Origin of the sequence: Sphaerobacter thermophilus DSM 20745 (genome assembly GCF_000024985.1) — a bacterium.
Lineage (GTDB): Bacteria > Chloroflexota > Chloroflexia > Thermomicrobiales > Thermomicrobiaceae > Sphaerobacter > Sphaerobacter thermophilus.
The window spans coordinates 439,354-460,114 of the sequence record NC_013523.1 but is presented as its reverse complement, the minus strand read 5'-3'; the positions used below and the strand labels follow the sequence as shown (position 1 = coordinate 460,114).

Sequence of the window (20,761 nt, the reverse complement as noted above, 5' to 3'; positions counted from 1 at the left end):
CCGGAGCACATGACCGCCGCCCAGGTAAGGTAGGTGGGAACGAGCGCCGGCAAAAGGTCGTCGCCTCAACTGTTCGTACATTGAGTTTGTACATCGACAAGGTAGAATGATCGTAGTGCGCCGGAGCACCGGCGGCGAGGAAGGGCACCGCCGACATGGAGACGCACGGCATTCGCCTCTATCAGGAACAGCGGGAGGACGCTGAGCTCCACCCGGCGGCGACTCGCAGCGCCGGGGCGGCCCGCCCTGTGCCGGAACCGCCCTGCCCCATCCGCACCGCGTTCCAGCGCGATCGCGACCGTGTCATCCACTCCAAGGCGTTCCGCCGCCTGAAGCACAAGACACAGGTCTTCATCGCGCCCGACGGCGACCACTTCCGCACACGCCTCACGCACACGCTGGAGGTCACCCAGGTGGCGCGGACGATCGCCCGGGCGCTGCGGCTGAATGAGGACCTGGTTGAAGCCATCGGGCTGGCCCACGACCTCGGCCACACCCCGTTCGGCCACGCGGGGGAGCGCGCCCTTGCCGAGGTGTTCCCGGGCTTCCGCCACAACGAACAGAGCCTGCGGGTGGTCGACCGGATCGAGAAGGACGGTCAGGGACTGAACCTGACCGAGGCGGTACGCGACGGCATCCTGCGCCACTCCAAGCCCGAGGGCGACATCACCGGCGAACTCGCCGGCCGCCCGGCCACCCCCGAGGCGCAGGTGGTCAAGATCAGCGACGGCATCGCCTACATCAACCACGACCTCGACGATGCCCTCCGCGCGGGCGTCGTCACCCTGGATGAGGTGCCGGAGATCGCGCTGGAAGTCCTCGGCCGTCGCCACGCCGAGCGCATCGATACCCTGGTGCGCGACGTGATCGCCACCTCCGCCCCCTACCTCGACGCGGGCAGCCCGGACGGCCAGGTGATCCACCTCTCGGAGCCGGTGCGCAAGGCAGCCGATGCCCTGCGCGATTTCCTCTTCGCCCGCGTCTACGCGCCGATCAACGAGGCTGAGGCGACCAAGAAGGCGCAGCGCATGGTCCAGTGGCTGTACCAGCACTACGTCGCCCATCCAGAGCAGGTGCCGTTCGAGTTCGCCCGCGCGCTGGCCGACGATGGGGTGGAGCGGGTCGCGGCGGACTACGTCGCCAGCATGACCGACCGCTACGCGCTGCAACTGTTCGAAGAGTTGTACGTGCCCCGGTTCTGGGCAGGGTGAGGCAGGCGATGCACGGAGACGCCGTCGATCAGGTGCGCGAGCGGACCGACATCGTCGAGGTGATCGGTCAGCACGTCACGCTCCGCAAAGCAGGCCGCAACTTCAAGGGCCTCTGCCCCTTCCACCAGGAGAAGACGCCCTCGTTCATCGTCTTCCCCGAGACGCAGACCTTCCACTGCTTCGGCTGCGGCGTCGGCGGCGATGTCTTCAACTTCGTGATGCAGTTCGAGCGGGTGGACTTCCGGGAGGCGCTGCAAACACTCGCCCAGCGGGCCGGCGTCACGCTGGAGCAGGCGGCGCCCCCGCCACCGGAGGTGGTCGAGCGCCACGCGCGGCTCTATGAGCTGAACGCGCGCGCCGCGTCCTTCTATGCCTGGGTCCTCTGGAACAGCCCGCACGGCGCCCCGGGGCGGGAACTGCTGGAGCGCCGCGGAGTCGATCGCGCCACCGCCGAGCGCTTCCAGCTCGGCTTCGCCCCCGACCGATGGGACGCGCTGCTCACCTGGATGCTGAAGCGCGGCGCGACACAGGAGGAAGTGGTCGCCGCCGGGCTCGCGACCCAGCGCGACGATGGCGGCGCCTACGACCGCTTCCGCAACCGGCTGATGTTCCCCATCCGTGACCGTGAGGGCCGCGTCGTCGGCTTCGGCGGCCGGGCGCTCGGGGATGCCCAGCCGAAGTACCTGAACACGGCGCAGACTGCGATCTTCGACAAGGGCAAGATCCTCTATGCCCTCGACCTGGCTCAGGACGCCATCCGGCGTACTCACGAGGTCGTCGTGGTCGAGGGCTACATGGACGCCATCGCGGCTCACCAGCACGGCTTCGAGAACGTCGTCGCCTCGATGGGCACCGCCCTGACCGAGGAGCAGGTCAAGCAGATCCGCCGCGGGGTCGATCGCATCATCCTCGCGCTCGACGCCGACGCCGCCGGGCAGATGGCCACGCTACGCGGGCTCGACGTGCTGCGCGAGTCCCTCGGGGAAGCCGACCGGCCGGTGCTCGATGCCCGTGGTCTGGTGCGCTTCGAGCGCACGCTCAAGGCCGACATCCGCATCGCTCCCCTGCCGGAAGGCCAGGATCCCGACGACCTGATCCGTCGCGACCCCGACGCCTGGCGCGCGGCAGTGGCCGAGGCGAAGCCGCTGCTCGACTTCTACATCGACGCCGTCATCGGCGACACTCCGCCGACCGACCCGCGTGAGAAGTCGGAGCTGGTGGACCGGATCGGGCCGGTGGTGCGCGAGATCGGCGACGAGGTGGTCCGGGCGCACTATGTGGCGGAGGTATCCCGTCGACTCGGTCTTCCCGAGCACGTGATCCTACGCGCGCGGCCCGCGACCTCCCGCCGTATCCGTCGCGAGGACGCCTACCGGCCCCGCCGGCCGATCGCCTCGCCGGAGGAGCACCTCCTGGCGCTGGTCGTGACCTACCCGGAGATCGTGGCGCCGCTGATCCCGCAGGTGCCCGAAGAGGACCTGCTCGACACCCGCCACCGCGCCCTGTTGCGGCTGCTGACCGGTGTCACTCCAGAGCAGGCCGCGGCCGTCGTCGCCGACCCGCCGGAGGAACTGCGGGAGCACGTCGAGGCCCTGCGTGAGTTAATGGCCGAGCGCCCGCCGGTCTACCCGGGACAGATCCGCATCGAGTTCGACGAGGTGATCCGCCGCCTACGCCGCGAGCGCTTCGACTTTCGCATGGCCCAACTCCAGGCCGAGATCCACGAGGCCGAGCGCGCGGGCGATCGCGAAGCCCTGCGCCACATTATCGGCCTCATCGAGACCCTCAAGTCCCGCTTCCCCGAGTTCTACCCTGACCGGAGCCCGTACTTCCGGGATGTGCGTGATACGGGGTAGTACGGGTCATGCGTCATACGTCATGCGTCATGCATCCCCGTCACCCCCGTCCCCTCTCGAGCGGTGCTCACCAGGTGCGAGGGGAGAGATACGCAATACGCAACACGGAACACGCATCACGCATCACGACCGCCCACTCTTCGGCAGACGAAGGAGCTGCACCAGGCCCGCTGCGGCCAGAATTGCGCCGATGGCGACGAGCACCTTGGCCACCCCGAAGAGGTCGGCGAGCGCACCGGCGAAGATGATGGGGATGAACGCTACCGCGTTCGACACGGTGAAGAAGGCCCCGTAGACCCGCGCCCGGACGTGCGGCGGCGAGGCGGATTGCAGGAGCGACTGACTCGGCGCCAGGATGAAGGCGTTCGCCACTCCGAGGAGCGCAGCCAGCATCCCGGCCACGACGATGGTGGCAAGCGCCACCGACGTCGCGCCAGGCCGGAAGATGCGATCGATCGACGCCAGCAATCCCAGGAGCACCAGGAGGATCCCGGCGGCCGTCACGCCCCAGTCAATCGTCCGCTCCGGCCCGAGCCGGCCGGCGATGCGGCCGACCGCCAGCACACCAACGAGCACGCCCAGCCCGGCGGGCGCGATGATGAAGGCGAAGTCCTGCTGCGGCAGCCCGAGCACGCCGGAGATGAACTCCGGCCCCAGCACCGCCACCATCAGGTAGGAGGCCGTTGCCAGCGACAGGTAGCCGATCGCCTTCAGCAGGACCGGGGTCTGGACGATGACCAGCACCCCCTCCTGCACGTCGTGCACGATCCGCCGGAACGGGGACTCCTCCGTCGACCGCCGTGCCGCGGGCGGCCTGTTCGGGATCGTCACGCTCAACACCGCACAGATGGCGAAGATGCCGATGATCCCGACCAACACCTGATCCAGCCCGACCAGCTTGATCAGCAGCGGGCCGAGCGCGGCGAACCCCGCGAGCTGCGAGGCGGTGAAGGTCAGGTTGAAGAGCGCGTTGGCGTGTACGGTGTCTTTGGCGGGCACAACCTCCGGGATCGCCGCCCCGAGCGCCGGACCGAAGAACTGCCCGACCGTGCCGGAGATAAAGGTGATGGCGTAAACCGTCGAGAGCGCCAGCAGCGCCCGCCAGTCGTCGCCGATCAGCACGAAGCCGACTACCGCCAGCCCGCGCAGCGCGTTCGTGACGATCAAGACGGTGCGCTTCCGCGCGCGCTCCACCACCACCCCGGCGACCGGCGCGAAGAGGATGGCGGGCACGCTGAAGCTGAGCACGGCGATGCCGACGGCTGTGTTCGCCTGGCTGATCTGGTGCTGCTGCACGATGCCCGCGACCAGGATCAGCACGGCGAAGTTCACCATGTTCTGGCCGGTCTGGGAGAGCGCCTGGACGAGCCAGAGCCGGAGGAAGGGCCGGTTCCGCAGGACGTCGAGCAGGCGGCCGCGCGGCCGAGTGTGTTCCGCCACCGCCGGCTCGTGCATACCCCGAACTAGCCTTGTTCGGTGTCGCCGGGGTAGTCCGGCCCGCGGCTGACGAAGGTCTTCAGGCGCTTCTCGAGCGTGCGGCGGGGCAGGAGGACCCGGTGACCGCAGCCGTGGCAGCGCAGGCCGATGTCGGCGCCGAGGCGCACCACGGTCCACTCGCTCGACCCGCAGGGGTGCGGCTTGCGCAGGCGGACGACGTCGTTCAGGTAGAGTTCCAGCGGCATCGCCCCTCCATGAATGACCACAGTGCGAACTCGATCCACGGTGCCGCTGCCAGGACTCGGACGGGACCCAGAACCCACCTCGGCGCGGGCTCATCGGGTACCGTCCGGGCAGGCCACATCGGCCTGTGGCGAATTATAGTGCACGCGGCGCACGCCCCTGGCTCGCCCGGAGAAATCGCTGGTACACTGGCCGCGGCTGGTGGGCTGGACCCGCGCTTCGTGACAGGCTCGACGGAGATGGCACGGTGCGGTTCTTCACCCGTGTGATCCCCGCCCTCTTCCTGATTGCGGCGGCGATAGCCGCCTGGGGAGCGGTCTACTACTGCATCGTCGTGGCCGACGTCGGCGCAGAGCACGACTTCTGGGCCGGACGGCGCCTCATGGCCTACGGCGCGTTCGTGCTGGCCCCGACCCTCACGTTCCTCCCGATCGGGCGCCTGCTCCGCATCCCGCTCTACGACCTGGAGGCGATCGTCGGCTGGTCCACCCTGGCCTACGTCGTGACCTTCGTCCACCCGGGCGAGCGGCCATCGCGGGCGGTCCTGCTGCTGTTCCTGGTCCCGCTGACGATGTCGCTGGCGACCATCTTCACGCTCGTCTCCTACGCCGTCGGCCTGCGCCTGCTTACCCGTCGCAGCCAGCGCTACGACTTCGTCCGCGCCCGGCGCGAGGGGTATCTGGTCGCCATGTTCATCGTCGGCTGCCTGCTCCTCTCGCTGCTGGACGTCCTCACCGCGGTGAACGCCGCGTTGCTCGCGCTCATCCTGATGTTGCTGGAGGTCTTCCTGCTGTCCCGTGGTCCAGCACCACGCCAGCCCGCTCCGGCTCCGCTTGATCCCTACACCGACACTCCGTGACCGACGGTCGATCGGCACCGCACGCAGGACTGGGACAACACAAGAAGAGCGGCGGGGGAATCCCCCGCCGCTCGCCATGTCCGTCTGGTGGTTGTCCGCAATCCTACCCGGCCACCGCCACCACGAGCATCTGACGCAGGACCCAGATCAACAGGATCGCCACAATCGGCGAGAAGTCAATGAACCCGGCCGTCGGCAACACCCGCCGGATCGGCGCCATGATCGGCTCGGTGATCTGCACCAGGATCTGCGCGACCGGGCTGCGCATCCCGCGATCGAACCAGGACAGCAGCGCCCGCGCGATGATGGCGAACTGCATGACCGTCAGGAAGGTCATCAGGATATTGAAGATGAGTGCCACGCTCAGCGCCTCCGCCCGCGGCCGCGGGCATGGATTGCATGCAAGCGGCCCGGATGGCCGCTCACCGCAACGTTAACACGCGGCCGAATCGGTGTCAATGCGCGGAAAACCCCGACCAGCGCGCGCGATCGGCACACCCGCGCTACAATCCCGCTCACGGGTTCGCACTAATCTGGAGGGACGACAGGATGGGCAAGGATGTGCTGATCCTGACGAGCAAGTTCCGCGGTCGCGCCGACGTCGCCGCCGAGTTCCTCGAACAACGCGGCTGCCGCCTGGTCGAGCGCGAGGTGGTCTACCCGGTGACGGAGGATCACCTCTGCGAGCTGGTCCGGGACGTGGACGGGCTCATCACCGGCCTGGAGCCGATCACCGCACGCGTCCTGTCCCACGCCAACCGGCTCAAGGTCATCAGCGCGGCCGGCGTCGGCTTCGACCACATCGACGTCGAAGAGGCTACCCGCCGTGGCATCGCGGTCTGCAACTGCCACGGCTGCAACAACCACTCCGTCGCCGAGCTGGCCTTCGGCATGATGATCGGCCTCTCGCGCAGCATCTACACGCTCGACCGCCAGATCCGCAACGGTGGCTGGGGCCCCGTCCCCTTCGGTCCGGAGTTGTGGGACAAGACCCTCGGCATCGTCGGACTCGGCCGGGTCGGGCGAAGCACCGCGCTGCTTGGCCGCGCCTTCGGCATGCGCGTGCTCGCCACCGACATCGTCTGGGACATGACCTTCGCCAACGAGCACGGGATCAGCTACGTTCCCCTCGAGCGTCTGCTGCGCGAGTCGGACTTCGTCTCCCTCCACGTCCCGCTGACACCGCAAACCCGCCATCTGATCGACGAGCGGGCCCTGGCGCTCATGAAGCCGACCGCCTACCTGATCAACACCTCGCGCGGGCCGGTGGTGAAGGAGTCGGCGCTGGTCGACGCCCTCCACGCCGGGCGCATCGCCGGTGCCGGGCTCGACGTCTTCGAGGTCGAGCCGCACCCGAACAACCCGTACGTCGAGTTCGACAACGTCATCCTGACGCCGCACATCGGTGGCTCGACGCACGACGCGTCCGAGCGCGCGTTCTACCTGGCACTGACCAACGTGGCCAATGTGCTCAACGGGGAACCGGCTCACTGCCAGGTAAACTGAGCGGGCGGCAACAGTCATGAGACAGTGATGTTGCCGCGGTGCATCCCCCCGCCATCCCTGTCATCCTGAGCGGAGCCGCCTGCCGCTCCCGCCGCCCCCAGTTCCGCTCAGGATGACGGCCAAGGGTGACCAGGGCACCGAGCGTGGCGATCGTTATTGCGGAGGAAGGATCAAAGCTTGAACGAGCAGAGCAAGCGGTTTCTCTTGGATCTCCTCGACACGGCCAGCCCGTCCGGCTTCGAGGAACCGGCCGCGCGCCGCTGGCGCGCCGAGGCGGAGACCTTCGCCGACGAGGTGCGGGTCGACGTCAACGGCAACAGCTACGCCCGCCTGCGCGGTGAGGGGCCGGTCGTCGTCATCGAGGGCCACATCGACGAGATCGGTTTGATGGTCACTCACGTCGACGACGACGGCTACCTCTGGTTTCGGCCGATCGGCGGCTGGGACGACCAGATCCTGACCGGGCAGCGCGTGCGCGTCATGGGCCGGAATGGCCCGGTGCCCGGCGTCATCGGCCGGCGCCCGGCGCACCTCCTGACCCCGGATGAGCGGGACAAGGCGAGCAAGATCAAGGACCTCTGGATCGACATCGGCGCGCGCAACGGCGCCGAGGCACGGGAACGTGTCCAGCCCGGCGACCCGGTCGTCATCGAGCAGCCGCCGCTGGAACTGGCGAACAACCGGCTCGTCGGCCGGGGTATCGACAACCGCATGGGCGCCTGGGTGGCGCTGGAAACACTCCGCGCTCTCGCCAACGACCGGCCGCCCGCCGACATTTACGCCGTGGCCGCGACACAGGAAGAAATCACCTTCCTCGGCGCGCGGACCAGCGCCTTCTCCCTCGATCCGACCGTGGCGATCGTCATCGACGTGACCCATGCCACCGATCACCCCGACTCCGACAAGCGCGGTGGCGGGGATGTCAAGATCGGCGGTGGGCCGGTGCTGGGACGCGGCTCCGCAATTCACCCGCTCGTCTACGAGCGCCTCGCCGCTGCGGCGCAGTCCGAGGGAATCACCTTCGCAGTCGAGGCCCTGCCGCGCAATACCTTTACCGACGCCGATGCGTTCGCTCCGGCGCGCGCCGGCATCCCGACCGGGCTCGTCTCCGTCCCGAACCGCTACATGCACTCGCCCAATGAGCTGATCAGCCTGGACGACCTGGACGCCACCGTGCGCCTCATCGCCGCTTTCGTCCGCGCGCTCGGCCCGAACCCCGACTTCTCGCGGGTCTAGTCAACCCGTCCGAGTAGAGGCAGCCCCCCTCTCCCCTCGTGGGAGAGGGGACCGGGGGGTGAGGAGAAACCGCTTCCCCCACCCCCATTGCCCACGCCTTGCGGTCCTTGTCAGAAGCCGCCCGGGACCGTACGCTCTTGGCGAGCCGGAGGGGCGTCGGTATCCACGTCTGCCGCTGAGGAGGGGCGATGGTAGACCAGGAAACAGCCGCGCGTGAGCACATGGCACGGATCATCGCCGATCTGAGCCGGACTGAAGCCTACCCGCACCCGGTCACGGAGATCGCGATCGAGGAGACGCACGCCTCCATCGTGTTCCTCGCCGACGACCTCGTCTACAAGATCAAGAAGCCGGTCGACTTCGGCTTCCTCGACTTCAGCACGCTGGAGCGGCGTCGCCACTTCTGCCACGAAGAGATCCGTCTGAACCGACGCCTCAGCCAGGGGGTCTATCTGGACGTCGTCCCGGTCGTGGAGGTCGGGGGGCGGCTCCAGCTCTTTGGAGACGGTCCGGAGGTCGAGTATGCCGTCAAGATGAACCGGCTCCCGGACAACCAGATGCTGAACTATCTCATCACCACCGGCACGGTCGACGAGCGGGTCTTCCCTGCCCTGGCCGACCGGCTCGCCGCGTTCTATCGGGAGGCGGCGACCGGGCCCGGCGTGGACGAGTGGGGCACGGCCGAGGCGGCGCACTTCAGCATCCGAGAGAACGTGGAACAGACCCAGCCATACGTCGGCACCATCATCGCGCCGGTGCAGCACCGGCTCATCGACGAGATGTCGGCGCGCTTCTTCGCGGAGCACGCGGAACTGTTCCAGCAGCGCATCGCGGCGGGCCGGATCCGCGAGGGGCACGGTGACCTCCATCTGGCGCACATCTGCGTCCAGGGGCTGCGCCCGGAGGAACTGCAGATCATCGACTGCGTCGAGTTCAACCCCCGCTTGCGCTGCGGAGATATCGCCGTGGACATCGCGTTCCTGGCGATGGACCTGGACTACCACGGGCGCCCAGATCTGTCCCGGTCGCTGGTGAACATGCTGGCCGAGCGGCTGGGCGATGACGACCTGCCGCTCCTGGTGCACTTCTTCTCGGTGTACCGGGCGCATGTGCGCAACAAAGTGGCCTGTTTCCGGCTGGACGAGATCGCGCCCGAGCTGCCTGAGTACGTCGCCGTGAAGTCGGAGGCAGAGCGCTACATCGACCTGGCGACCTCGTACCTCGTGGAGCCGGAGCGCCCGACGTTGTTCCTGGTGGGCGGGCTGTCCGGCACCGGCAAGAGCGTCATCGCCTACCGGCTGGCGCGGGCGCTCGGGGCGTCGCTGTCGTCGTCGGATGTGGTGCGCAAGGAGATCGCCGGGCGGCCCGTGGAGAGCCACGAGCCGGTCCCGTACGGGACGGGCATCTACGAGCCGAGCTTGACCGCGCGCACGTACCAGGAACTGCTGGATCGGGCACGCGTCGCGCTGACCGCCGGGCGCTCGGCAGTGCTGGATGCGACCTTCCTCGACCCGTCATGGCGGGAGGCGGCCCGCGATATGGCCGCCGAACTGGGTGTCGATCTGCTCCTGATCGAATGCCAGGCTCCGCCCGCGGTGGTGGAGGAGCGCCTCGCGCGCCGCAGTGGCCTGATGGCCGACCCGAGCGAGGCCGACTGGGCGGTCTACCAGGAGCAGCGCCGGCGCTACGGTGACGTGCTCGCCCCGTTGGAGAACGTGCCGCAGCTCACGCTCGACACCAACCGCCCATCGGCACAGGTGCTCGACGACATCCTCACCCACATCTCGCTCCGTCCGCGGCTGTGATCCCACGGCTTGCGATCGCCGATCTTGGCGTCATCCTGAGCGAAGCGAAGGATCTCTTGCTGGGGCGACGGCGTGCGCCGGAGATCCTTCGCTTCGCTCAGGATGACAGAAGCCGCGGCGGGTGGCGGGAAAAGGCCAGCGTCAGGTGGTGTGGCCCACCAGCGCCCTTAGGTGCGGGGAGGGGCGGATTGCTCCGCGAGGAGCGGCGGCTCGGCGAGCTTGATGTAGCGACGAACGCTCATGCGGTTGCGCGAGTCGTCAGCCAGGCCGAGCAGGCGCAGCAGTTCCACCTCGTCGGCCCCCTCACGGGCACGATTGACCGCGAAGGTGTCGCGGAGCGTCTGCGGCGTCACGTGCCGCTGAATCCCGGCCGCCAGTGCGACCCGCTCCACCAGCTTGTTGAGCGACTGCGGCAGGATCGGGATCAGGTAGTCCAGCGGGCCGTGCTCTTCGACGAGCCGGCGGTAGATCGCGGTGAAGGGAGCGCCCGCGGCAAGCTTCCGCTCGCGACCCCGGTGGCGCGGGTTCTCGTAGAAGACATACACGACCGGCTGCTCGGGGTCGGAGAGATCCACATGGTCGGCGCGCAACTGCAGCACCTCGCCACGTGAGAGCCCGAGGCACAGCATCAACCAGACGGCAGCGTGCGCGCGGGGACCATCCGCCTCCGCGGCTGCGAGGATACGCTCCTGCTCCTCCCGGAAGAGGGGCCGGGGCGTCTTCAGCGGGATGTGCTCGGGGTAGAACGACTCAGTCGGGTCGTGCTCCAGCACCTGCGCCTTGTCGATAAGGAACTTGAAGAAGCCCGAGACGGACGTCAGCCGGCGCTTCCGCGTGGAGCGCGTCTGGCTGTCGTCGAGAAAGAGCGCGATGTCGCGCGGGCGAATCTCGCCGATCGGCTTGGAGCCGATCAGCATCTCGAACACCGCCAGGTCGTAGCTGTAGGAGTTGACCGTGTTGCGTGGGTGTCCGGACTGCTCCAGGTAGCGGCGATACCAGTAGCGTGCGATCTCCAGGCTGGAGTCCGGCGTGAGGTCAGGGACGAGCGCGACATGCCCACGGAGCCGCCCATCGGTGCCCAGTTCGAACAATGGCGGCTGAAGCGGGCGGCGGGGTGCCTGCGCTGGGGGCGTTCCGTCCGATCGCGACATGCGGCATCCCTTCGCCTTACGCCAACGTCTCTGGTAGGCTAACCAGGACGCGATCGAATGTCAAGCTGGGTGGGGGCCGCACCGGCGTTAGCAGGATCCCACGTGGTGCGTCCGGTAACGCTTGGCCTGGTGCATCGCCGCATCGGCGCGGGCGATCAGATCGCTGGCGCAGGTGCCATCCTCGGGGAATGTCGCCAGTCCCCAGGAAACGGTGGGGAGCAACTCGGTCTTGCTGGCCTCGGCGATCGCCTGGTCGATCTCCTGCAGGCGGGCTTGTAGCGTCCAGGGGGCCATCCCGGGGACGATCAGCGCGAACTCGTCGCCGCCGTAGCGCGCCACGACATCGCCGGGCCGGACGTGGGCCGCCAGGATCCCGGCCAGGGTGCGGATGGCATCGTTGCCCTGCTGATACCCGGCCGCGTCGTTCAGCGCCTTCATCCCGTCGGCATCCAGGATCGCGATCGAAAGCCGGTTTCCGGTCTGCCGTGCCCGCTCCACCTCCTGTTCGAGGCGCTCGTGGAAGGCCCGGTAGTTGAGCAGCCCGGTCATCGGGTCGAGGTCGGCTTGACGCTTGAGCTGGTCGTGGAGATGGGCCACCTCCATAGCCTGGGCCACATAGGTGCCGATCATCTCCAGCACCTGCTGGTCGGTCAGCGAGAAGGCGGCGGCGTGCGGGCTCTCCAGGTTGATGACACCGATGCAGCGCCCGTCGATGAGGAGCGGCACCGCCAGCTCCGAGCGCATCGGCTGGTGCCCGCGCACGACGTAGCGCGGATCCTTCCTGGTGTCGGAGACATTCTGCGAGACCCCGTGGCGGGCCACCCACCCGGCAATGCCCCGGTCCTCTTCGAGGATGTAGGTACCGGAGAGGACGGTCAGGTTCGGGTACTCGCTGTCGGGCGTGACGAGCATCAGGTAGCCTCGCTCCGGGTCGCGCAGCAGAATGTCGCAGACCGAGTCGGGGAACTCGGCCTCCAACACCGAAACCAGGCGGCGCAGGAAGCGGTCAATGTCCAGCAGCGCGCTGACCTCGGCGCTGATGCGCTGGAGTAGGCCAAGGGCGCGGGCCTCAGCGCCTGCCGCACGCGGCATCGGCAGCGATCCGGTCGGAGGCGGATCATCCCGGATCGGCTGGAGCGTGCCCGTCTCCAATGCCGTCAACAGGGCGTCCACGACCTGTGGGGCGAAGTGGCTCCCCCGGCAGCGACGCACCTCCGCCATCACGTCTTCCCAGCTCATCGCGAGGCGGTACGGACGATTGGACAGCATCGTCTCGAAGGCATCAGCGAGGCCCACGATCGCCGCGCCGAGGGGGATCTCCTCCCCGGCGAGCCCGTCCGGGTAGCCGTGTCCGTCGTACCGCTCGTGATGGTGCCGGATGATCGGGACGATGGGAGCGAGCGCCGGGTTGTCGGCCAGGATGCGGGCGCCCAGATCGGGGTGACGACGGATCATCGTCCACTCGTCAGCGTCGAGCTTGCCCGGCTTCTGCAAGACTCGATCGGGGATACCGATCTTGCCCACGTCGTGCAGGAGCCCGGCCAGCTCGATAACCTCCACCTCGGACGGCGGGAGCCCCATGGTCTGCGCAATCTGCCGGCTGTAGGCGGCGACACGCCGGGAGTGGTTGTGGGTGTATGGGTCCTTCGCGTCGACGGCGGCTGCGAGCGACGCGACCGAGGCACGGTAGAGATCGCGCGTCCGGTCGGCCAGAAGAGCACGCTCGAGGGCGACCGCCACCTGGTGCGCGAGGAGACGCAAGAGCGCGGTGTCCAACTCCCCGGGCGTGCGCGGCTCCGGGTGGAAGAGCGCAAGAGTCCCCAGCAGGTCGTCCTGCTCCCCGATGAGCGGGACGGACCAGACGGTGTGAAGCACAGGGAACCGCGCCGCCAGCTCAGCCGCACGGGGCCAGCGCGGATCGGCTGCCAGGTTGGTCGCCACCACCAGATCCCGCTCGACGGCCGCTGTGCCGCAGGGCGTGGTGCCGAGCGCGATGTGCTTGATCTCCTCGGCCGCGCCCGCTGGCAGGCCGGTGCTGGCCGTCAGCGTCAGTAGATTGTGGGGTCGATCGAAGAGATGCAGTACCGCGCCGCCGCTCCGGATCACGGCCGAGATTTCCTCGACCGCGACCTCGGCGATCGCCTCCGGCGTCGGTGCGCTGTTCAGCCGCCGTGCCAGGCTATGCACGCTCGTCAGAATCTCACGATGGCGGTCGGCGGCCTTCACCAGGCGCTCCTGCTCGATTGCGAGCGCCGCATCCTCCGCGAAGTACTCTGCGAGCGCGACCTGCTCCGCGGAGAACGGCTCCGCGCTCGCGCGGTGCAGGCACAACGCGCCGAGCAACTCATCCCCGACGCTGATCGGGAGCATCAAGCACCATGGGGACCGCCCGGCGCCGCTGAGGTCCGGACCGACCCAGCAGGTACGCCGCATCTCCGGATCATCCCATTCGGGCGGGAGCGGCGGCGGGACCAGATCGTCATGCCCACTCCCGGCGATGACGCGTGGGTGACTGTTGTGCCCCTCTCCTTCCGTCGCGTGGACAACGACAGCCGCGGCATCGCTCCCCGTCGCCGGCGCCAGCTCACGCAACGCCCCGGCGAACAGGGACTCCAGCGACTCCCCGGCGAGCAACCCACGGACAAGCGCGGCCAACACATGTGCCCTGCACGCGCCGTATGGAGATGCACCGTTGACCCCTACCGCGTGCGTGCACGCGTGTGCGACTTGGTCCCGCACGATGCTTCGCTCCATCTCTAGATACCCTGACGGGAGTATCGGCAAAGAGACGCGCATGCGGCAGGGGCGATAAGTCATGGACTATCGGGTACCCGCGTCCTGACTACCGCGTACGAACGATATCATCGGACGAGCGCGGCACCGTCCTCGGCCCTTGCCCGTGCTTGGTAGGCCCGGTTACGATGCAGACCACACGGCATGCCTGTTCCGACAAGGAGAGCGAGGCGCGGGTGGGCAAGGACTACGCGGGGTACAGCTTCTGGCTTGCGACATCGGGTGACGACCTGACGCCGCGGCCGCCGTTGGACGGCTCGATCGAGGTCGATGTGGCCATCCTGGGCGCCGGGTTCAGCGGACTGTGGACCGCCTACTACCTGCTCCAGCGGCAACCCTCGCTGCGCGTCGCTCTGATCGAGGCCGAGATCGCCGGCTTCGGCGCGTCCGGGCGCAACGGCGGATGGTGCAGCGCGAGCTTCCCGTACCCGCTGGCCAAGCTCGCCCGACGGCACGGTCGCGAGGGGGCGCTGGCGCTCGTGCGAGCGATGCGTGACACCGTCGACGAGGTGGGACGGGTTGCACGTGCCGAAGGGTTGGAGATCGACTACGTCAAGAGCGGCACGCTGCTCCTGGCCCGCGGTGACCACCAACTCCCCGCGCTGCAGGCGGCGTTCCGCAGCGCGCAGGAGCTCGGGGTTGCCGACGACTACGAGTGGCTCGACGCTCGCCAGGCCGCGGAGAGGATCCGGGTGACCAACGTCCGCGCGGCGTACTTCAACCCACACTGCGCCACGATCCATCCCGGCAAGCTGGTGCGCGGGCTGGCACGGGTGGTCGAGCGCATGGGCGCGACCATCTACGAGCAGACACCGGTGACCGCCTTCGAGCCGCGTCAGGCGGGAGTACCGGGCAGCCAGCCGCGGCTGATCACGACACGGGGCGATGTGCGCGCTGAGGTGGTGGTTCTGTGCGGGGAGGCCTACCTCTCGCGGCTGCCCGGCCTGCGCCGCCAGTTGATCCCGGTCTATACGCAGATCGCGATCACCGAGCCGCTCAGCGAGGCGCAGTGGGCCGAGATCGGCTGGGCGGGACGGGAGACCGTGGCGTCGATGCGGCTGGGGGTGGACTACCTGCAGCGCACCGCCGACGGCCGCATCGCGTTCGGGGAGCGTGGCTCACCCTACCGCTTCGGCTCTCGCATCAGCGACGACGACGATGTCTACGAACCTGCCCGCGCCGCCCTGGAGCGCATGACCCTGGAGTGGTTCCCCATGCTGCGCGGCGTGCGCTTCACCCACCACTGGGGCGGGCCGATCGGCATGCCGCGCGACCGGATGCCGACGATCGACTACAACCGCCCGACCGGGATCGCCACTGCCCGGGGCTATACCGGCCTCGGCGTCGGGACCACCAACCTGGCAGGACGGATCCTCGCCGCGCTGATCTGTGACGACGACTCCCCGCTGCGCCGCTTGCCGATCGTGGGACACCGCTCGCCCAACTGGGAGCCGGAGCCGCTGCGCTGGATCGGCACGCGCTACGTGCAGCGCACCCTGCGCAAACGCGACGAGGAGATGGAGCGCACCGGCGTCGCGCCCCGGCGGCGCTCCCTCGCCGAGCGACTCTGGCAGCGCTCATAGTCCCGCACCCCAACTCGTCGCCCTGGCCGAACAATCGTTCTCATCCTGTCCTCATGGACAGGTGACAACCGCCCATGTGTACGTATACTTAGAACAGATGATCGCATGTCAGCCGGACAGCGGTGTGTCACCGCCCGAAGGGCATCCGAGAGGGGGTCTTGATGGCGACGATCCAGCCCATTCTCCACGTGCCGGACGTCGACGCCACACTGCGTTACTACCGCGACGTCCTGGACTTCACGGTGGACTACGTCCTCCCCGATGAGACTGGGCGAACGATCCACGCGGAGCTGAACTGGCGCGGCGCTGATCTGATGCTGGCACCCACCGACACGTTGTCACCGGTGGCTCGCTCGCTCCTCGGCGCCGGGGTCATCCTGTACCTGACCGACCCCAACGGGGACATCGATACCTTCTACGAGTGCGTGCGGGAGCGAGGCGCTCAGATCGTGGACCCGATCAAGACCCAGGAGTGGGGCCACCGGACCTTCACCGTCAGCGACCCCGACGGCTACCGGCTGATGTTCGCCGCGCCGGTGCAGGAGCCGGGCCCGAGCGTGGTGGCGGACTAGTGTCGCTCACCGGCCCACCGACCGCTCAGACCGCCGCCCGGCGCTCACCGGGCAAGCGGACGCAGAGACAACCCGACGCTCGCCTCACCCCGGAGGGAGCAGCGCCATGATACCCCTCGACCCCTGGATCGCTCATCGCCTTGCCGGAGACCGGCAGGCGGAGCAGATCCAGCGCGCGGAGCAGGAGCGTACGCTCGGCGTGGCCACAACCGGCCGGGAGCCGACGCGCTCTGCCCGGCGCTTCATTGGCGGCCTGCTGATCCAGGCCGGTGTCTGGATCGCCGGGAGGCCGCTCAACCCGGAGGTGGCTGCCGGGCGCGACCGGGTACTCCCCGCGAAGACGTGACCCGTGTCGGTGGCTTCAGGCGGGCGACCCGGAGCCGCTGGCACGGCAACCCATGCGCATCGCCGGCGATCGTCCCAGAACCCGCCGGGATCATGCTCGGGGTGAGGGCTCTGCGGCGCTCACCCCGCCGCGGCCACTCCGCGCGCGAACCGCGCATGGGAAAACAACGCGATGTTGTGCGCCGTCCGGCCGTCGAGTGCCAGGTCGGCCAGCACTTCGCCGACGACGCTGGCGGCCTTGAAGCCATGGCCCGAGAAACCGCAGGCAAACACCACCTGCGGGTACTCCGGGTGCCGGTCGATCACCCAGTGCCGGTCGGGGGTCATCGTGTACATGCAGGTCAATGTCTGCATCACCTCGCCGCCCGCACCCGGCAGGTAGTCGTTCAGCCGCTCGCGCAGCGCCGCGACCTCTCCCGGGTCGATCTCACGGCGGATCGTCTCAGGCGTCGTTGGCTCGCCGACATCATGCCGGCCGAATTTGACACCGTGCCCCGGTAGCGCGGTGAAGGCGGCGTAGAACCCCTCCGGTACCTCCCACATCGCCCAGGGGCAGCGACCCAGTCCGAAGCGCTCCTCGTCGTCCGGCTGGAAGTGTGCGTGGACGATCCGCCACACCTCCAGCGGCACCCCGAGGCCTGACAGAAGCGAACCCGCCCACGGCCCGGCCGTGACCACCAGCCGCCCGGCGTGGTACGTTCCCTGCTCCGTCTCCACCCGTCCACCGTCGCCGTCGGCCGCCCACCGTCGCACCGGCTCGGCGCAGCGCAGGTGTGCGCCGTGGGCACGCGCCAGATCCAGGTGCGCCACGACGCACGCCTCCGGGTCCATCAGCCCGGCCCCCGGCTCGTAGACCGCCATCTGCCCATCGCGCAACCGGTAGGCAGGGAAGCGGCGGTTCACCTCAGCGGCATCCAGGTACTCGTGCGGCACCCCATGCGCCCGCGCGCTGGCGAGGGTCCCACTCACCAGTTCCGTGTCGGGCGCACCGAAGCAGAGCCCGCCGGTCACGGTGAGCAGCGTCCGCCCCGACGCTTCCTCCAGCTCCCGCCACAGCGCCATCGCCCGCCGCACCAGCGGCACGTACTCCGGCGCCTCGTAGTACGCCTCCCGGTAGATCCGTGTCTTTCCGTGCGACGACCCGAACGGGTGCGGCGGCGTTTGGGCATCCAGACCCAGCACCCGCGCGCCGCGGGAGGCGAGATGGTACGCCGCCGCGCTCCCCATCGCCCCTAGTCCCATCACGATCACATCGTAGGCCTCAGATGGCCGACTCCCCATCGACGCCCACCTTCCCGCTCCGGTTCCCGGAGGATGGTCCTATCGTCACCGTCTATCGCCAGTGTGCCGACATTGTACCCGTGATACCCGACCCCGCCGTGCCAGGCTGTCCCCTTACGTGGTACCAATGGGTGGAGTGCGAGGCCCTATGCAATTGTGCAGGCGGTCGGCATGTGCCCGGGGCTGAAGCCACCGGCATCAAGCGCGGGAGGCCAGGACGGGTCGCTCCCCTCTCCCAAGGTTGGGAGAGGGGTCGGGGATGAGGGCCATTCTCGGCGGATTGAGCCCGGCAGGGACGCCCGCGCGCCACGTTGCGCTACAATCGCCTCACAAACCCCGACATGAGTTGAGGTTCGAGGCGGGAGGGACCGGTGGCGAAGCCGAAGTGGACCAGCGCCGAGTTGACACCGGGAGAGCTGTCGGCGCGCAGCGGCGTCTCGATCTCCGCGCTCCATTTCTACGAGCGCAAGGGCCTCATCCACAGCCGGCGCACGCCGGGGAACCAGCGCCGCTATCCCCGGGAGACGCTGCGTCGCGTCGCGTTCATCCGGGTATCGCAGCGGGTCGGCATCCCACTGGCTGAGATCCGGGCTGCTCTGGACACGCTGCCGGAGGGCCGCACGCCCAGCCGCGAGGATTGGGAGAGACTCTCGGAGCGCTGGCGCCGTGATCTGGATCGGCGGATCGAGCAGCTCATCCGCCTGCGCGACGACCTGACGAATTGCATCGGCTGCGGCTGTCTCTCGCTCGATCGCTGCGCGCTCGCCAACCCGCGCGACCGCCTCGGCGACGAGGGCCCCGGCCCGCGCCTCCTCGCGGTTGAGGGCGACTGATTCGTCGGCCGATGCCGCGTCCGGGATCGCCGCCTACGCCGCTGCCTCCGCGCGCGGCGGGGCGAGTTGCGTGCGGTACAGCTCCGCGTAGCGGCCACGGGCCGCCAGCAGGTCGTCGTGACGGCCACGCTCCACGATCCGGCCGCCTTCCACGACGAGGATCAGGTCGGCGGCGCGGACGGTCGACAGCCGGTGGGCGATCACCACCACCGTGCGGCCGGCTAGCGCGTCGGTCAGCGCCTCGGAGACGGCCGCCTCGGATGTGGAGTCCAGGTGTGCGGTCGCCTCGTCGAGGATCACCACCCGCGGGTCGGCGAGCAGCAGCCGCGCGATCGTCAACCGCTGGCGTTCGCCGCCCGACAGCCGGTAGCCCCGCTCGCCGACGACGGTGTCCAGCCCGTCCGGGAGCGTCGCGACGACGTCCGCGAGCCGCGCCCGCCGCAGCGCGTCCCACAGTTCCTCGTCCGTGGCCTCGGGGCGAGCCAGGCGCAGGTTCGCCCGAACCGTGTCGTGGAACAGGTGCCCGTCCTGGGTCACCATTCCCACCGTCTCGCGGATCGACGCCGCCGACAGGTCGCGCACGTCGATCCCGGACAACCGCACCGCACCGCTGTCGACATCGTAGAGCCGAGGAATGAGCTGCGCGATGGTCGACTTCCCGGCGCCGGATGACCCGACCAGGGCGACCATCTGCCCTGGCTCGGCGCGGAACGACACGCCGTGGAGCACCTCGACCCCACCGCGCGTGTCGAGTTCAGCGACGTCTTCCAGCGACGCGAGCGATACCTTGTCTGCCGAGGGGTAGCTGAAGTGCACGTCGTCGAACTCGACGGAGACGGGGCCGTCGGGCACCCGGCGGGCATCCGGCTTCTCCTTGATGAGCGGTTCCAGGTCCAGCACCTCGAAAACACGCTCGAAGCTCACGAGTGCGCCCATGACCTCCACCCGCGCCCCGGCCAGGGCAGTAAGCGGCGCGTAGAGCCGGGTCAGCAGCAGGGCCAGCGCCACGACCGCGCCCGCGTCCAACTGCCCCCGGAGCGCATAGAAGCCGCCGAGCCCGTACACGAGAGCCAGTGCCAGCGCCGAGACCAGCGTCAGCGCCGTGATGAAGACCCACTGCAGCATCGCAGACCGGACACCGATGTCGCGCACCCGCCGGGCACGGGCTGCGAACTCCCGCGACTCCTCCTCCGGCCGGCCGTACAGCTTCACCAGCGTGGCGCCAGGCGCGGAGAAGCGCTCCGTCATCTGCTCGAGCATCGCCGCGTTGTGGTTGGCCGCCTCACGCCGGAGCTGCGCCAACCGCGTGCCCATGCGCCGCGCCGGGAGGACGAACAGCGGGAGCAGCAATAAGGCCAGTAGGGTGATCTGCCAGGAGATCTCAACCATCACCGCGAGCGTGAGCGCCAGCATTACCAGGTTGCTGACCACGCCGGAGAGCGTGTCGCTGAACGCACGCTGGGCGCCGATCACGTCGTTGTTCAGGCGGCTTACCAGCGCGCCGGTGCGGGTACGGGTGAAGAACGCGATCGGCATGCGCTGCACATGGTCGAACACCGCAGTGCGGAGATCGAGGATCAGCCCCTCGCCGATCCGCGCCGATAGCCAGCGATTCAGGATCCCTATCCCGGCTTCCGCGACCGCGATGGCAGCGATGAGGCTCGCCAGCAGCACGACCCGGCGTGCTGATGCTCCCGCGATGATGGCGTCCACCACGCGCCCGGCGAGGATCGGGGTGGCGACCGCAAGGATCGCCAGGACCACGCTGAGGGCCAGGAACAGCACAAGCTGTCTCCGGTGAGGCCGGGCGAACGCGGCGATCCGCCGCAGCGTGGCTCGAGAGAACGGACGCCGGTCCTGCTCCGCTCGCAGCACCTTGAACAGTGAATCCCAGGCGACGGCTTCCATGTCTGTGGCTCCTCGTGAGTCGTGGGCGACGGCGGATCGGGCTCCGGCGACCCGCGCTCCGAATGGCACCAGCCGTGCCCCCACTTGAGAGGACAGCGTACGGCTCGTGCATGGAGGTCGCCGCCACACCGGCGACGACACG

At 68.9% G+C, this 20,761-nt stretch carries 17 protein-coding genes; 10 read left to right on the top strand and 7 right to left on the bottom strand.

Annotated elements, in window-relative coordinates; all coding sequences use genetic code 11:
• The first annotated feature begins 155 nt into the window (after positions 1–155).
• A complete protein-coding gene (locus STHE_RS02040; protein ID WP_012870901.1) occupies positions 156–1,211 on the top strand; it encodes a deoxyguanosinetriphosphate triphosphohydrolase in 1,056 nt (351 codons plus the stop codon).
• An 8-nt stretch (positions 1,212–1,219) separates the two neighbouring features.
• On the top strand, positions 1,220–3,067 hold the full coding sequence (gene dnaG / locus STHE_RS02035; protein WP_012870900.1) for a DNA primase: 1,848 nt from the start codon (positions 1,220–1,222) through the stop codon (positions 3,065–3,067).
• Between the two features lie 123 nt (positions 3,068–3,190).
• Here the strand turns inward: dnaG and STHE_RS02030 are convergent, their stop codons facing one another.
• Positions 3,191–4,507 (bottom strand): MFS transporter, encoded by a 1,317-nt coding sequence (locus STHE_RS02030; protein WP_169308171.1) that lies wholly within the window; start codon positions 4,505–4,507, stop codon positions 3,191–3,193.
• A 23-nt stretch (positions 4,508–4,530) separates the two neighbouring features.
• On the bottom strand, positions 4,531–4,749 hold the full coding sequence (locus tag STHE_RS02025) for a DUF951 domain-containing protein (protein WP_012870898.1): 219 nt from the start codon (positions 4,747–4,749) through the stop codon (positions 4,531–4,533).
• Between the two features lie 245 nt (positions 4,750–4,994).
• Between STHE_RS02025 and STHE_RS02020 the strand changes: the two genes are divergently transcribed.
• A complete protein-coding gene (locus STHE_RS02020; protein ID WP_012870897.1) occupies positions 4,995–5,606 on the top strand; it encodes a hypothetical protein in 612 nt (203 codons plus the stop codon).
• Positions 5,607–5,709: 103 nt separating this feature from the next.
• On the opposite strand, the gene STHE_RS02015 is transcribed toward STHE_RS02020, so the two are convergent.
• Positions 5,710–5,967, bottom strand: a complete 258-nt coding sequence (locus STHE_RS02015; protein WP_012870896.1) for a YggT family protein — start codon at positions 5,965–5,967, stop codon at positions 5,710–5,712.
• A 188-nt stretch (positions 5,968–6,155) separates the two neighbouring features.
• Between STHE_RS02015 and STHE_RS02010 the strand changes: the two genes are divergently transcribed.
• From STHE_RS02010 to STHE_RS02000, 3 genes are all read left to right on the top strand, one after another.
• Entirely contained in the window at positions 6,156–7,112 is a 957-nt protein-coding gene (locus tag STHE_RS02010; protein ID WP_012870895.1) for a phosphoglycerate dehydrogenase, read from the top strand.
• Positions 7,113–7,289: 177 nt separating this feature from the next.
• On the top strand, positions 7,290–8,348 hold the full coding sequence (locus STHE_RS02005; protein ID WP_012870894.1) for a M42 family metallopeptidase: 1,059 nt from the start codon (positions 7,290–7,292) through the stop codon (positions 8,346–8,348).
• Positions 8,349–8,536: 188 nt separating this feature from the next.
• Complete coding sequence (locus tag STHE_RS02000; protein WP_012870893.1) at positions 8,537–10,153, top strand: bifunctional aminoglycoside phosphotransferase/ATP-binding protein; 1,617 nt, start codon at positions 8,537–8,539, stop codon at positions 10,151–10,153.
• 167 nt (positions 10,154–10,320) lie between these two features.
• Here the strand turns inward: STHE_RS02000 and STHE_RS01995 are convergent, their stop codons facing one another.
• Together STHE_RS01995 and STHE_RS17685 are read right to left on the bottom strand one after the other, a co-directional pair.
• On the bottom strand, positions 10,321–11,304 hold the full coding sequence (locus tag STHE_RS01995) for a tyrosine-type recombinase/integrase (protein ID WP_012870892.1): 984 nt from the start codon (positions 11,302–11,304) through the stop codon (positions 10,321–10,323).
• A gap of 87 nt (positions 11,305–11,391) precedes the next feature.
• Complete coding sequence (locus STHE_RS17685; RefSeq protein ID WP_169308170.1) at positions 11,392–13,959, bottom strand: GAF domain-containing protein; 2,568 nt, start codon at positions 13,957–13,959, stop codon at positions 11,392–11,394.
• Positions 13,960–14,225: 266 nt separating this feature from the next.
• Between STHE_RS17685 and STHE_RS01985 the strand changes: the two genes are divergently transcribed.
• The 3 genes from STHE_RS01985 (at position 14,226) to STHE_RS01975 (ending at position 16,598) form a co-directional block, all read left to right on the top strand.
• Positions 14,226–15,680 (top strand): NAD(P)/FAD-dependent oxidoreductase, encoded by a 1,455-nt coding sequence (locus STHE_RS01985; protein WP_012870890.1) that lies wholly within the window; start codon positions 14,226–14,228, stop codon positions 15,678–15,680.
• A gap of 161 nt (positions 15,681–15,841) precedes the next feature.
• Complete coding sequence (locus STHE_RS01980; RefSeq protein WP_012870889.1) at positions 15,842–16,252, top strand: VOC family protein; 411 nt, start codon at positions 15,842–15,844, stop codon at positions 16,250–16,252.
• A gap of 106 nt (positions 16,253–16,358) precedes the next feature.
• Positions 16,359–16,598 (top strand): hypothetical protein, encoded by a 240-nt coding sequence (locus STHE_RS01975; protein ID WP_012870888.1) that lies wholly within the window; start codon positions 16,359–16,361, stop codon positions 16,596–16,598.
• Between the two features lie 119 nt (positions 16,599–16,717).
• Here STHE_RS01975 and solA read toward each other — a convergent pair whose 3' ends face one another.
• A complete protein-coding gene (gene solA, locus STHE_RS01970) occupies positions 16,718–17,878 on the bottom strand; it encodes an N-methyl-L-tryptophan oxidase (RefSeq protein WP_012870887.1) in 1,161 nt (386 codons plus the stop codon).
• Between the two features lie 371 nt (positions 17,879–18,249).
• On the opposite strand from solA, the gene soxR reads away from it, so the two are divergent.
• Positions 18,250–18,711: a redox-sensitive transcriptional activator SoxR gene (gene soxR, locus STHE_RS01965; RefSeq protein WP_012870886.1), complete on the top strand. Its 462-nt coding sequence runs from the start codon at positions 18,250–18,252 to the stop codon at positions 18,709–18,711.
• Between the two features lie 33 nt (positions 18,712–18,744).
• Here soxR and STHE_RS01960 read toward each other — a convergent pair whose 3' ends face one another.
• Positions 18,745–20,619, bottom strand: a complete 1,875-nt coding sequence (locus STHE_RS01960) for an ABC transporter ATP-binding protein (protein ID WP_012870885.1) — start codon at positions 20,617–20,619, stop codon at positions 18,745–18,747.
• Positions 20,620–20,761: the final 142 nt, after the last annotated feature.